At 75.2% G+C, this 13,219-nt stretch carries 11 protein-coding genes; 6 read left to right on the top strand and 5 right to left on the bottom strand.

What is annotated here, in order from left to right; genetic code table 11:
• Positions 1–90: 90 nt before the first annotated feature.
• A complete protein-coding gene (locus tag IH44_RS0113520; protein WP_081966884.1) occupies positions 91–1,023 on the top strand; it encodes an alpha/beta fold hydrolase in 933 nt (310 codons plus the stop codon).
• Positions 1,024–1,103: 80 nt separating this feature from the next.
• On the opposite strand, the gene IH44_RS0113525 is transcribed toward IH44_RS0113520, so the two are convergent.
• Positions 1,104–1,766: a Type 1 glutamine amidotransferase-like domain-containing protein gene (locus IH44_RS0113525; RefSeq protein WP_030459759.1), complete on the bottom strand. Its 663-nt coding sequence runs from the start codon at positions 1,764–1,766 to the stop codon at positions 1,104–1,106.
• A gap of 46 nt (positions 1,767–1,812) precedes the next feature.
• Complete coding sequence (locus tag IH44_RS0113530) at positions 1,813–2,043, bottom strand: hypothetical protein (protein WP_051816860.1); 231 nt, start codon at positions 2,041–2,043, stop codon at positions 1,813–1,815.
• A 217-nt stretch (positions 2,044–2,260) separates the two neighbouring features.
• Here IH44_RS0113530 and IH44_RS0113535 point away from each other — a divergent pair, with 217 nt between their 5' ends.
• Positions 2,261–2,977, top strand: a complete 717-nt coding sequence (locus IH44_RS0113535; RefSeq protein ID WP_035954983.1) for an alpha/beta hydrolase — start codon at positions 2,261–2,263, stop codon at positions 2,975–2,977.
• Positions 2,978–2,982: 5 nt separating this feature from the next.
• On the opposite strand, the gene IH44_RS48000 is transcribed toward IH44_RS0113535, so the two are convergent.
• Entirely contained in the window at positions 2,983–3,468 is a 486-nt protein-coding gene (locus IH44_RS48000) for a DUF4333 domain-containing protein (protein ID WP_232794930.1), read from the bottom strand.
• Between the two features lie 474 nt (positions 3,469–3,942).
• Here IH44_RS48000 and IH44_RS0113545 point away from each other — a divergent pair, with 474 nt between their 5' ends.
• From IH44_RS0113545 to IH44_RS0113555, 3 genes are all read left to right on the top strand, one after another.
• Positions 3,943–5,025: a LacI family DNA-binding transcriptional regulator gene (locus IH44_RS0113545; RefSeq protein WP_232794931.1), complete on the top strand. Its 1,083-nt coding sequence runs from the start codon at positions 3,943–3,945 to the stop codon at positions 5,023–5,025.
• A 144-nt stretch (positions 5,026–5,169) separates the two neighbouring features.
• Complete coding sequence (locus IH44_RS0113550; protein WP_051816861.1) at positions 5,170–7,014, top strand: hypothetical protein; 1,845 nt, start codon at positions 5,170–5,172, stop codon at positions 7,012–7,014.
• Positions 7,015–7,369: 355 nt separating this feature from the next.
• On the top strand, positions 7,370–10,204 hold the full coding sequence (locus IH44_RS0113555) for a cellulose binding domain-containing protein (RefSeq protein ID WP_081966885.1): 2,835 nt from the start codon (positions 7,370–7,372) through the stop codon (positions 10,202–10,204).
• Positions 10,205–10,390: 186 nt separating this feature from the next.
• On the opposite strand, the gene IH44_RS0113560 is transcribed toward IH44_RS0113555, so the two are convergent.
• Complete coding sequence (locus IH44_RS0113560; protein WP_030459766.1) at positions 10,391–11,650, bottom strand: hypothetical protein; 1,260 nt, start codon at positions 11,648–11,650, stop codon at positions 10,391–10,393.
• Between the two features lie 182 nt (positions 11,651–11,832).
• On the opposite strand from IH44_RS0113560, the gene IH44_RS0113565 reads away from it, so the two are divergent.
• Positions 11,833–12,588 carry a hypothetical protein gene (locus IH44_RS0113565; protein WP_232794932.1) on the top strand — a complete coding sequence of 252 codons (756 nt, stop codon included), beginning with the start codon at positions 11,833–11,835 and terminating at the stop codon, positions 12,586–12,588.
• A gap of 23 nt (positions 12,589–12,611) precedes the next feature.
• Here the strand turns inward: IH44_RS0113565 and IH44_RS0113570 are convergent, their stop codons facing one another.
• Positions 12,612–13,211 (bottom strand): TetR/AcrR family transcriptional regulator, encoded by a 600-nt coding sequence (locus tag IH44_RS0113570; RefSeq protein ID WP_030459768.1) that lies wholly within the window; start codon positions 13,209–13,211, stop codon positions 12,612–12,614.
• Positions 13,212–13,219 lie beyond the last annotated feature (8 nt).

The following is a 13,219-nucleotide window of genomic DNA, read 5'->3' on the forward strand; positions in this document are numbered from 1 at the left end:
CGCCGGGCACGGTGCGCGTGCTGATCGGTTGCTGATCGACGGGGCCGAGGCTGGTGCGGTCGGTTCCCGATCGGAGGAGAGGTTCCTGTCATGGAGTTCACAGAGTTCACGGAGTCCGCGGAATTCGCAGAGTCCACGGAGTCCGCGGAGTTCGGCGTGCGGGGGTTCGAGGACGTCCGGCTGCCCGGTGCGGACGGGGTGGAGGTCGCCGCGTGGGTCGGCGGCAGCGGCAGTCCGGTGGTGCTGCTGCACGGGTTCCCGCAGACCCGGCTGATGTGGCGGCACGTCGCCGAGCGGCTGGCCGCCGAGCACACGGTGATCTGCCCCGACCTGCGCGGCTACGGCGCCAGCGGGAAGCCCGCGGCCACCGGCCCCGAGGTGTACGCGAAGCGGACGATGGCCGCCGACGTGGTGGCACTGGCGGCCGCGCTGGGCCACCGGCGGTTCGCGCTGGTGGGGCACGACCGGGGCGCGCTGGTGGCGTTCCGCGCCGGGCTGGACCACCCGGGGACGGTCAGCCACCTCGGCATCCTCGACGTGGTGCCGACGCTCGACATGTGGGACGTCCTGCACGGCACCTCGGCGGCGGTCGGCTACCACCTGTACCTGATGGCGCAGCCGCCCGGCCTGCCCGAGACGATGATCGCCAACAGTGCGGACGCCTTCTTCGGGTCCTTCCTCGACGCCTGGGCGAACGACCCGGCCGCGCTGCCGCCCGAGGTCCGCGCGGAGTACCTGCGGGCGAGCGCGGCGGCCGTCCCGTCGATCGTCGCGGACTACCGCGCCTCGGCCGGCATCGACGTCCTGCACGACCGGGCCGACCTGGACGCCGGCACCCGGCTGGCCATGCCGGTCACCGTCGTCCAGCAGGACTGGGGCGCCCGCCTGGGCTACGACGCCGCCGGGCTCTGGCGGGCCTGGGCCCCGGACCTCGACCACCGGCTGACCCGGGCGGGGCACTTCATGGCCGAGGAGGCCCCCGACGAGATCACCGCGGCCGTCCGGGCCCTGCTGGCCCGCTGACGGGCCGTCGACGGGCGCCGCCGGCCCCGTTCTCGTTCGGACGCCGCCCCGTTCTCGTTCGGACGCCGCCCCGTTCTCGTTCAGAAGCGGCGCCAGTGGCCTTCGGAGACGATCTCGACGGCGCCGTCGACGACCTGGACCGCGGTCTCGTCGTCGATGGCGTAGGCCGGGTTCGGCAGGGCGGCGGCCCAGCGTTCGGCGTCGGCCGCGGTGTTCTCCGGCAGGTCCGGGTGGTCCAGGTGCGGGAAGAGGGAGAAGTCGACCAGGCCCAGGGTCTCGTCGCCGCCGCCGGGCGGCTCCCACCCGACGAAGTCCGCGCCGATCCGGGGCGTCATCACCATGCTGCCGGCGCTCAGTCCGACCCAGGTCTTCCCGGGGAAGGAGGGGAGCAGCTCCGCCAGGCCGGACCGGCGCATCCAGTGGCACAGGTAGAGCGCGTCACCGCCGTTGGCGAGCAGGACGTCGGCCTGCTCGACCCAGGGCAGCCAGCGCTCCGGGCCGATGCTGGGCAGCGCGGTGAGCTCCAGGACGCCCATGGACTTCCAGCCGAGTTCGCACATCGGGGTGGTGGAGCGCCCGGTGACGAAGCGCCAGGCCCCGGCCGGGCTGCCCATCGGGTGGCCGTAGCCCGCGGTGGGGATGCACAGGGCGTCGGCCTCCTCGATCGGTTTGCCCAGCAGGTCGACCAGGGCCCGCCGGATGCTGGGGTTCTTCACTCCGGCAGAGGTGAGGAGCAGTTTCACGGTGCCTCCGGGGCAGGGGCGGTCGGCGGTGCGGGGGCCCGGCCGGTCAGCCGAGTTCCTGACGGGCGAACAGTTCCAGGTGGCCGCAGTTCGGGCAGCGGAAGGCGTCGAGCTGGAAGCGGGGGCGGCCCAGGCGCTTGGCCCGGCCGAAGACGCCGCGCTCCAGCGGGCCGGCGATCCAGCGGGTGTCGCCGTGGCTGTGCTCGCCGCTGTCCTCGAGGAAGCCCTGGTCGAGTCCGGGGTTCCCGCAGTGGGTGCACTTCAGGTCCTTGGTCACGGGGGCGAGTGTAGGCCGGGGGCGGAGCGGCCCGACAGGGGTTCCGGGGAGCCGGGGGCGGGGCTCCGCGCGGTGACATCCGTCATGCCCGATCGCGGACCGCCGGCACTGCCGGGCCGCCCCCGGCTCCCCGGATGATCGTCGGCAGCACACGGCGGACAGGACCGAGGGGGACGGGTTGAACGGGTCGAGCGGGTCGGGCGGGAACCGGCGGCGGGTGCCGGAACTCCTGCCGCAGGGCGGGGCGGGCGGGGCGGACGGGGCGGCGGTGCGCGGGGTCGTCCTGCTGCTGCCGGGCGGGGCGGTGCGGGGGCACGGGCGGCCGTCCCGGCTGGCCGCGTTCGGGATGGCGGAGCCCGCGCGGCGGTTGGCCGCGGCCGGGCGGGCGGACGGGGTGGCGGTGGTGCGGCTGCGCTACCGGTTCCGCGGGTGGAACGGCGCGGAGGCCGACACCCTGGCGGACGCCCGCTGGGCGCTGGACGCGGTGCGCGCGGCGCACGGGCCGGGGGTGCGGATCGGGCTGCTGGGGAACTCGCTCGGCGGGCGGGCCGCCTTCCGGGCGGCGGACGGTCCGGGGGTGGTCGCGGTGGCGGGTGTCGCCCCGTGGCTGCCGGACGGCGAGCCGGTCGGGCAGGTGGCCGGCCGGGCCGCGCTGATCGTGCACGGGGACCGGGACCGCGGCGAGGCCGGGGCCGCGCACTCGCTCGCGTACGCCGAACGGGCCCGGCCGGTCACCGCGCTGCGCCGGCTGGAAGTGGCGGGCGCCGGGCACCTGTTGCTCTCCCGGGCCGCGGACGCCTGGGCGCCGGCCGTCGACTTCCTGCTCGACGCGCTGGCCGGGCGCGACCCCTTCGGCCGGCTGCCGCCCGAGGACGCCGCCGCCCCGCTGCGCACCCCCGTGCCGGTCGGGTACGGGGCGCGCGGCGGGGCGTGAGCGGGTCAGGAGGAGGCGGCCGGGGTGGCCTTGTCGTCGGCCTTGATGGCGAAGTTGACGTTGGTGCCCTGGACCGCGGTGACGGTGACGGTGATGCCCAGGGTGCTGCCGTCGTCGGCGACCAGCTGGCAGCGCAGGACGGTGCCGACCTTGCCGAGCAGGTCGTCGGGGCAGGTGACCTTCGGCTCGGCCTTGCTGCGGGCGGCGGCGAGCTTCTGGGCCGTGGTCTTGGCGACCTTGGCGGCGGAGACCTTGGGGAGGGCCGCGTCGCCCCCGTCGCCCTGGGCCACCGCACCGCCCGTGGGGCTCGCGCCGTCGGTGGGGGCCGCGCTGTCCGCGGCGCCCGTGGTGGCGGTCGAGGACGGGGACGGGGCGGCGGTGGTGGGCTGGGTGGTGCCCACGTGCACCTCGGCGCTGCACCCCGTCAGGACGGCTGCCGCGGCGGCGGCCACGGCTATCGACACGGCCTTGGCACTGCGTACTGCGAACACTTCGGCTCCTGCTCTCCCCTGTGGGTGCCGGCCCCGCACGGGCCGGGCACCGGCCCGGACGAAAGCCGGAGCCTAGCACCGGGCCGGTTCCGCACCCGGGCAGGCGGCGGACGGGGGCGGCGGGCGGTGCGGGCGACGGCCCGTCACTTCCCGGGGGCGCCGCGCGGGTTGGCCGCGGGGCGTCGCCGACCGGATGGTGAGACGGCCGGGCCGGTCCGCGGCGGGCCGCCGGGGCCGTTCCGGCCGGGCGCGGACCGGGGCGGGAACCCGGGCGGGAACCGGCCCGGCCTGGTGATCTTGGTCCGCGGGGTGGGACGGAGGCGGGGCGGAGCATGGCCGGAAGGCGGGGGGAGGCGGCGAGGAGGTCGTGTCGGATCCCTTGACGGTCCACCGACCAGGCCCCTACGGTGCGGTCACCGACGGCCCCGGGCGGGTGGCCGCGGACTCCCCCACCCCGTGTCAGGAAGGGCGACCGTGTTGCCCGTTCACCCGCTCCCCCACCCGATCGGTGCCACCCGCCAGCCGGGCGGCACCGTCCCGTTCCCGGCCTCCGGGCCGGACGAGGCGCCGAGCGCGCCCCCCGGTCCGACGCTGGCCCAGGTCGCGGCCCGCGCGGGCGTGTCGAGCGCGACCGCGTCCCGGGTGCTGAACCGGTCCGCGCCGGTGTCCGCCGAGATCGCGGCGCGCGTCGAGTGCGCCGCCCGCGAGTTGAGCTACGTCCGCCGCCGGGCGCCCGCCGCGACGGCCCGGGACACCGGGGCGATCGCCGTGGTGGCGTTCGCGGACGTGCTGCGCTTCCACGCCGACCCGTTCCCGGTGCGGCTGCTGGCGGGTGCCCAACGGGTCGTCCCGGACCGGGAGTTGGTGGTGCTGACGGCGGGTCCGGGGCCGGCCCGGCCGTCGCTGGTGCGCTACCTGTGCGGCGGGCACGTGGACGGCGTGCTGCTGGTCGGCCGGTGGGGCGACCCGGCGCTGCCCGGGCTGCTGCAGGCCGCGGGCGTGCCGGTGGTGTCGCTGGGGCGGCCGCCGCAGTCGCAGCGGCTGGCGCACGTGGACGCCGACAACCTGAGCGGGGCGCGGGCCGCCGTGAACCTGCTGCACCGGGCCGGGCGGCGGCGGATCGCCACCATCGCCGGGCCGCCGGACACCGCCGCGGGCGCCGACCGGCTGGCCGGCTACCGGCGGGCGCTGGCCGACCAGGGCGACCCGACCCGCTGCGCGGTGGCGTACGGCGACTTCGGGTCGCGCTCCGGCGAGCACGCGATGCTCCGGCTGCTCGACCAGTACCCGGACGTGGACGCGGTGTTCGCCGCCTCGGACGCGATGGCGGTGGGCGCGCTGCGGGCGCTGCGCCGGCTCGGGCGGCGGGTGCCGGACGACGTCGCCGTGGTCGGCTTCGACGACTCCCCGGCCGCCGCGACCGCCCGGCCGGGCCTGACCACCGTCCGCCAGCCGGTCGAGGACCTGGGCGCCCGGGCGGTGGAACTGCTGCAGGACCCGACGCCGGGCCGCTCGGTGGTGCTGCCCACCCACTTGGTGGTGCGCCAGTCCTGCTGACCCTTCGTCCGTCAAACCGTTCGCAGGGCAAGCGAGTTGGAGGTTCCGTGGAGGCCGCCCGGACGGCCGGGCGGCCGAGCTAGGGTAGTTGGCCCATGCACCCGTTCGCACCGGCGGGCGGGGCAGGCCGCAGGGGAGCCGCCGATGGCCCGGTACGACGTGATGGCGCTCGACGCCACGGGGGTGGTGCACGGCCACCGCGCCGACACCGTGCGGCCGGACGCGGCCCGGATGGGCGCGTTCGGCGACGAGTGCGGGGCCCCGTACGTGGAGGTGATGCACGAGGACGGGCAGATGGTGTTCGGCCGCGACGGCGGCGGCCACTGGCACCTGCTGTGCGACGAGGTCGACCGGCGGGCCGCGGAGGAGGTGCTGCTCTGGTTCGAGCTGCTGCACCACTACCCGGGCCCGGGCCGCGACGACCCCGACCACCCGCTGGCCGGGGAGCCCCCGGCGGGCGCCCGCGGCGAGCTGGAGCGGACCGAGGCGCTGCGGCTGGTCGCCGAACGGATCGCCGCGACCGGCGCCGACTACCCGGTGGACCGGCTGGTCGCCGAGCGCTTCCCCGGCGGCTGGTCGGTGTACGCGCCGGCGGAGGTGGACGACAGCGACCCGGCGGCGTTCCCGGAGTCCCTGCCGGTGGGCCGCTCGGTGTTCCTGGTCGGCGACCTGGGCCGGATCCGGGAGGCCACCACCTCGCTGCCGCCGCGCGTGCTGCGCGAGCGCTTCCGCGCCGAGGAGGCGTTCATCCGCCGGGTACCGGACGGGGAGTCGCTCCGGGACGAGGAGGCCGACCTGTGGGCGGCGGCCACCCAGCTCCCCGGCGCACCGCCCGCCGCGCCCACCGCCGTCGACCGGCCCGCCGAGACCACCCTGATCAAGCGGGCCGCCGGACTGCTCGACCCGATCGTGCAGCAGCTCGCCCTGCTCGGCCCGAAGGGCTGGGAGAGCCTGACCGCCGTCTTCTCCTGCACCGTCGGCGCCGAGATCGCCCGGCTGAGCTTCCGGCGCGGCGACCGGGAGACCGCGGTCCGCGTCCCGGAGAAGCTGGCGGTCCTGGTGCGGCGCCAGCGCCACCTGGCCGCCCGGACGGCCGACGGGCCCTGGTACCGGCTGCTGGTGGAGGCCGACGCGGGGCTGACCTTCGGCGGCGTGCTGGTCGACTACGACTACGGGGAGGAGCCGCTGCCCGCCGAACACCTGCTGTCCGCCGTCCACTACCGCGAGGACCTGTTCGCCTACCCGCGCCCCACCGTCCCCGACTGGCTGACCCGCCACCTGGCCGCCGACCGCCCGGGGCCGGCCCCCGTGCCTGAGCTTGAGCCTGTGCCCGTGCCTGCGCCCGCACCTGCGCCGAAGCTCGCGCCCGCGCCCGCGCCGGAGCCGGAGCCGCAGGCGCCCCGCGTCGTCCTGGACTCCCCGCGCCGCCGCCTGTACGCCGACACCTCCCGGATCACCTACGGCAAGGAGACGCTGGCGCTCGACGACATCGAGTGGGTCTGCTACTCGGTGACCCGGACCGTCACCCACCGCTTCCTCTGGCCGAGTTCGCACGAGACGACGTACGGGTTCGGGGTCGGGCCGAGCGGCCGGCTGAGCAGTCTGCCCTTCTCGGTGTACGGGAAGAACGCCCGGCCGCCGCAGGAGTGGACGGCGCTGGTCGAGCTGGTCCAGCAGTACGTCGAACCGCGGCTGCTGGAGGAGTACTTCGAGCTGGTCGCCACCGGGGGGACCACCCTGATCGGCGAACTGCGGCTGGACGGGGAGGGGTTGGCCGCCCGGGTCAGCAACGGCTGGAAGGGGCGCAACGAGTACCTGGCCTGGCGCGAGCTGGCCCCGGTGCGGGTGGAGAACGGCTCGGTGGCGCTGTACCGGACCGGCACGCGGGAACCGGTGTTCCGGTTGCCGCTGCACCGCGCCAACGTGGTGCTGCTGCCCGCCCTGCTCCCGGCGCTGGCCCGGCTGTTCACCGGCCGCCCGCTCGGCTGACCGTCCGGCGGCGCCCGCCGTCCGAACGGGTTCGCACCGGGCGGCGGGCACTGGTACAAGGCTGTCGAACGACTGTCGAATACGCCCCGGCGGGGTGTCGGGGCGGGCCGCCGCGCAGGTCGCACGCAGGCGAAAGAGCTGTCGAATATCTGTCGAACGCGGGGCCCCGAAAGGTTTCGACGGGGCGTCAACCGCCCCTGGGGGAAGGGTTCCAGGGGGTGCGGGCGATGTAACTTTCACCGCGGGCGCGTCACTGACCTGCGATTTTACACGCTCTCGAAACGGGGTCGTTGTCGGGCGGGTGGACCGGGCCGCTTTTCTGGTCCTCCCCACCCGTGACCGAGGAGAGTCCCCCATGACCCCTGTCCCCCTGGAGCGCCGGGCCGCCTCGCGGCCCCCGGTGCGCGGACGCCGGCCGGTGCTGGCGACGGTGGCCGCCGCGGCCGCCCTCGCCGCCTGCGCGGCGACCGCGGCGCTGCCCCAACTGACCGCCAGCGCGGCCGAGTCGGCGGGTGCGGCGACCGCGGCGAGCCAGCCGTACACCTGGAACAACGTGCAGATCGGCGGTGGCGGGTTCATCCCGGGCATCGTCTTCAACCAGGGGCAGCAGGGCCTGGTGTACGCCCGCACCGACATCGGCGGCGCGTACCGGCAGGACCCGGCCACCAAGCAGTGGATCCCGCTGCTGGACTCGCTGGGCTGGGACGACTGGGGCCTGACCGGCGTGGCGAGCCTCGCCACCGACGCCAAGGACCCGAAGCGGGTGTACATCGCGGGGGGCACCTACACCAACGGCTGGGACCCGGCGAACGGCGCGATCCTGCGCTCCACCGACCAGGGGAAGACCTGGCAGCGCACCACCCTGCCGTTCAAGATCGGCGGCAACATGCCGGGCCGCGGCATGGGCGAGCGCCTGACCATCGACCCGAACAACGACGCGGTGCTCTGGTTCGGCGCCCCCAGCGGCAAGGGCCTGTGGCGCAGCGCCGACTACGGCGTGACCTGGTCGCAGGTGACGGCGTTCCCGGTGACCGGCAGCTACGCGCCGGACCCGACCGACACCTCGGGCTACCAGAGCGACCCGCTGGGCGTGCTGTGGGAGGTCTTCGACCAGGGCAGCGGCACCGTCAACGGCGTCACGAAGACCATGTACGTCGGCGTCGCGGACAAGCAGAACAGCATCTACCGCTCGGACGACGGCGGTTCGACCTGGACCAGGATCGGCGGCCAGCCCACCGGCTTCGTCCCGCACAAGGCGGTCCTGGACGCGTCCGGCGGCAACCTGTTCGTCTCGTACTCGGACACCGGCGGCCCGTACGACGGCGCGCACGGCGACGTGTGGAAGTACGCGACCAGCACCGGGAGTTGGACGAACGTCAGCCCGGTGCCGTCCTCGGACAGCAGCAACAACTTCTTCGGCTACTCGGGCCTGACCATCGACCGCCAGCACCCCAACGTGCTGATGGTGACGGGCTACAGCTCGTGGTGGCCGGACACCCAGATCTGGCGCTCCACCGACTCGGGCGCCACCTGGAAGCCGTTCTGGTCGTACAACGGCTACCCGACCCGGGTCGACCAGTACAGCATCGACATCTCCTCGGTGCCGTGGCTGACCTTCAACGCGAACGTCTCCGCGCCGGAGGAGTCGCCGAAGCTCGGCTGGATGACCGAGTCGCTGGAGATCGACCCGTTCGACTCGGACCGGATGATGTACGGCACCGGCGCGACGCTGTACGGCTCGTCCAACCTGACCAACTTCGACAAGGGCACCAAGGTCGGCATCGCCCCGGTGGTCAAGGGCCTGGAGGAGACCGCGGTCAACGACCTGGTCTCGCCGCCGACCGGCGCGCCGCTGCTCAGCTCGCTGGGCGACCTCGGCGGGTTCAAGCACGACGACCTGACCAAGGTCCCGGCGAAGATCTTCTCCCAGCCGAACCTGACCTCCGGCACCTCGATGGACTTCGCCGAAGCCTCCCCGGCCAGCATGGTGCGGGTCGGCGAGACCGCGTCCGGCTCGACCGAGAAGCACATCGGCTTCTCGATGGACGGCGGCGCCAACTGGTTCGCGGCCTCCGCCGAGCCGTCCGGCGTCACCGGCGGCGGGCAGGTGGCGATCTCGGCCGACGGCTCGGCCACCGTGTGGAGCCCGAAGGGCACCGGCGTGTACCGCACCTCCGGCACGGGCAGTTCCTGGACGGCCGTCACCGGCCTCCCGGCGGGCGCGGGCGTGCAGGCCGACCGGGTCGACCCGAAGACCTTCTACGGCTGGTCCGGCGGCACCTTCTACGTCTCCACCGACGCGGGCGCCACCTTCACCGCCAAGGCGAGCGGCCTGCCCACCGAGTCCGTCCGCTTCAAGGCCGTGCCGGGTGCGAAGGGCGACGTCTGGCTGGCCGGCGGCACCGCCACCACCAGCTACGGCCTGTGGCACTCCACCGACGGCGGCGCGACCTTCACCAAGCAGGCGGGCGTCGACCAGGCCGACAACATCGGCTTCGGCAAGGCCGCCCCCGGCAAGACCTACCCCGCGATGTACACCTCCGCCAAGATCGGCGGCGTCCGCGGCCTGTTCCGCTCCGACGACGCCGGCGCCAGCTGGGTCCGGATCAACGACGACGCCCACCAGTGGGGTTGGACCGGCGGCGCGATCACCGGCGACCCGCGGATCTACGGCCGGGTCTACGTCGGCACCAACGGCCGCGGCATCGTGTACGGCGACACGGCGGGCGGCGTCTCGCCCTCGCCGAGCACTTCGGCCTCCGGCTCCACCTCGCCCTCCCCGTCGGCTTCCCCGTCCCCCTCGCCGTCCGCCTCGGCCTCCGCCTCGCCCTCGCCGTCCTCCTCCCCCAGCGGTGGCGGCACCTCCTCCTGCGAGATCACCTACGCGGTGTCCAGCCAGTGGGGCGGCGGCTTCGGCGCCAACGTGACGGTGGCCAACAAGGGCACCACGGCGGTCAACGGCTGGACGGTGAAGTGGGCCTTCCCGAGCGGACAGACCGTCACCTCGCTCTGGAACGGCAACGCCACCCAGAGCGGCGCGCAGGTGACCGTCACCGACGCGGGCTACAACAAGGCCATCGCGCCCGGGAGTTCCGCCTCCTTCGGCTTCAACGGCAGCTGGAGCGGCACGAACACCGCCCCGACCGCGTTCACCCTGAACGGCACCGCGTGCACCGTGAAGACCGGCTGACGCGCTGACCGGCTGACGTACTGCCAGGCTGACGCGCCGACAGGCTCGTCGCCCCCGCCCGGAATCCGTCCGGGGCCGGTCGGGGGCGGCGGCACCACGGCGGAGCCCGGGTCGCCCATGTCTCGTGGGGAGGCGGCCCGGGCTCCGTCGCGTCCGCGGGCGGGCCACCGAGCGGTACCGGTGCCGTTACTGCGGGCGGGCCTTCAGGGCCGTTCCGATGGCGGCCAGGTCGGGCTTGAGGAGGCCGGGGCCGCTGTGGCCGTTGGGGGCGAAGGTCTTGATCTCGACGTCGACGGCGACGCCGGCGGGGCCTTCCTCGATGCACTCGATGCCGGCGATGAAGTAGACGCAGTGCTCCCCGGCCGGCTGCTGGGCGAGCTCGATGTCGTCGTAGGGCCAGTCCGCCGCGTCGGCGCGCTCCAGGCCGACCAGGTGCGCCAAGCAGATGCGGGCCAGGTGCGGGGCCAGTTGGCCGGCGACGGCGGTGAGGGCGTCGAAGGTGGGGATCTCCGGCCACAGGGTGGTGATCGGGCGGGACCGGCCGGAGAAGTCGAAGAAGGTGAAGGTGTGGCGCTCGCCGACGTGGTGGACGGCTCCCCCGGTGACGGTGACCGTGAGGGTGACGGCCTTCTTCCGGTAGGTGGTGGTGGCCTGCGCGGTGGCCACCACGGCGGCGGAGTCCTTGTGGGCCGCGATCGAGGGGGCGTTCGACCGGGCCCGCCGGAAGCGCTGTTCGCCCACTGCGGCGCTCAGGAACTCGGTCAGGCCCTTGCGCAGGTGGGAGGTGCCGTCGTAGAGCCACTGCTCGGTCTTCGGCGGGTAGAGCAGCCGCCCCTCGCGGCCTGCCTCGTCGGCCTCCTGGTGCGCCTCGCGGAGCAGGGCGGTCAGGTCGTTCCACAGGGCCGGCGTCCTGAAGTCGCCCAGTCCGGCGTTGCCGTCGCTCGCCCGGTCCCACCGCTCCTCCAGCAGCCGGAGCTTGGCGCTGACGCCGTCCAGCACGCGCTTGCCCGGGGTCTGCGGGTCGGGCACGGTGTCGGGGTCGAAGGCCTGGCCGGGGTCGGTGGCCGGGCTCTTGGGACCCAGGGAGAGGTTGAGCGGCAGGTTCCACAGCAGCCGGTGGGCGCTGACCTTCGGCGTCGCGTCCCGCACCGCCGCCGTGACCGGCTGGCCGGCCAACTCCCAGCAGAGCGCCCAGAAGGCGCGCACGGCGGTCTGCAGCGCCGCGGGCTGGCTGGTGTACAGGAGGGCGACCTGCTCGGCCACGGAGGCCAGCTTCTCCTTGGAGATCTTGTGGTGCAGCGCGCCGTCCCCCCACTCGGCCGGGAAGGGGTACTTCGCCTTGCCCTTGGTGATCGGCAGGACCGCCCAGTCGTTCTTACCGGGCACGGTACTGCCGGTGTTGGGAGCGAGGGCCTTGGTGTTCGCCGGCTGGGCGGCAGTGGTCATCTGTTCCTCCTCCGGTGCTGCTGGCGGGCGCAAGCATGGGGCAGGCCGATGCACGTCGGCTAAACGGGCAGGCAGACCGGGGTGGACCCGGCGGTGGGGCAGCCCGGCGGTGAGGCGGCCCGGGCTCCGTCGCGTCCGAAAACGGGCTGCCCGCCCGGTGGGCCGCGTGCTGTACTCGGCGTATGACGGGCGACGGGGTGGACGGTGGCGGTACGGGCGGTGCGGGCGGTGACGGTGCGGGCGGTGACGGGCGGATGCGGTTGCGGGTGACCGGTCGGCCGGTGTCCACGGGGGCGCGGCTCCGCCGGGTGCTGGACACCGGGGCGATGCTGGGCGGCACCTTCTTCCACCCGCCCGACCCCATGGTCGCGTTCCTGTACGCGAGCCGCGCCGACCTGCTGCGCCTGGGCGCCCTGTTCCGGCTCGCCGCGACCAGCCCGCACAGCGCGCTGCACGTCCCGGCCCCGCCGGGCCCCGGGCCGATGGACGCCCGGACGACCCCCCTGCTGGTGGCCCGCGAGGACACCGGCCTGCGCCCGTCCGACTGGCCCGCCCTGCGCCGCGCCCCGCACCGCGGCGCCGCCCCGCTGACGGTCACCGCCCCGGCCCCGCGCCCCGCCGACCGCCCGGACGACGTCCGCCGGCTGGCCGACCGCCACCCGGCCCGGTACGCCGAGCACGCCGGGACGTCCTTCGTCCTGGCCCGCCCCGAACTGCTGTTCTGGATGGGCGACTTGCTGACCGAGGCCGGGGAGTCCGTCGCCACCGACCGCGAGGTCCACCGGCGCGGCGAGAGCTACCGGGACGACTGGGCGGGCTTCTTCGACCCCGAGCGCACCGACGACCCGATGCACGCCCTGTGCGTCGTCGCCGCCGACCCGATCTTCCACCGCTCCCGCTGGCAGGCAGTCCGCCACCGGCGCCTGGTGCGGCGGTGACGTAGTGCGGCGGTGACGGGGCGTCAGGCGGGCGCGAGGAGGCGGCGGACGGCGCGGCGGGCGCGGGTGGCGGCCTGCGGGTCCTGCCAGAGCTGGATGCCCTGGTCGGCGGCCAGGGCGACGCCGCGCAGTTCGAAGAGCAGTTGCGCCGGCTCGGTGCCGGGCGGCAGTTCGCCGGCGGCGAGGCCCGCGTCGAGTTCGCCGAGGACGAAGGCGTCCCAGCGGGCGAGCGCCGCGCGGACCCGGTCGCGGACCGGGCCGGGGCGGGCGTCGAACTCGGCGGCGACGGCGGTGAGGAAGCAGCCCGCGTGTCCGTCGGCGGTCATGTAGGCGAACCAGGCGTCGTGGGCCCGGACCAGGCGTCCGGTGCCGGGGTCGGCGCCGGACAGCGGGGCGAGGACCGCCGCCCGGAAGCGGGCCACCGCCTCGTCCACGGCCGCGAGGTGGAGTTCCTCCTTGGTGCCGAACGGGCCGATCACCCCGGCCTTGCTCATCCCCAGGTCGTCGGCGAGCGCCCCGATGGTGACGCCCTCCAGGCCGGTGACGACGGCCAGGGCGAGGGTGCGGTCGAGGATCCGGGCGCGGGTGGCGGTGGCTTCGGCGACGGACTTGCGCGGACTCATGGCGCAAG

The organism is Kitasatospora sp. NRRL B-11411 (genome assembly GCF_000721345.1).
Lineage (GTDB): Bacteria > Actinomycetota > Actinomycetes > Streptomycetales > Streptomycetaceae > Kitasatospora > Kitasatospora cineracea.

Excerpts from the sequence above, each read along its gene's own strand:
- IH44_RS0113520 (WP_081966884.1), top strand. The coding sequence starts at position 91 with ATGGAGTTCACAGAGTTCACGGAGTCCGCGGAATTCGCAGAGTCCACG.
- IH44_RS0113550 (WP_051816861.1), top strand. The coding sequence starts at position 5,170 with ATGGCCCGGTACGACGTGATGGCGCTCGACGCCACGGGGGTGGTGCAC.
- IH44_RS0113555 (WP_081966885.1), top strand. The coding sequence starts at position 7,370 with ATGACCCCTGTCCCCCTGGAGCGCCGGGCCGCCTCGCGGCCCCCGGTG.
- IH44_RS0113560 (WP_030459766.1), bottom strand. The coding sequence starts at position 11,650 with ATGACCACTGCCGCCCAGCCGGCGAACACCAAGGCCCTCGCTCCCAAC.
- IH44_RS0113565 (WP_232794932.1), top strand. The coding sequence starts at position 11,833 with ATGACGGGCGACGGGGTGGACGGTGGCGGTACGGGCGGTGCGGGCGGT.
- IH44_RS0113570 (WP_030459768.1), bottom strand. The coding sequence starts at position 13,211 with ATGAGTCCGCGCAAGTCCGTCGCCGAAGCCACCGCCACCCGCGCCCGG.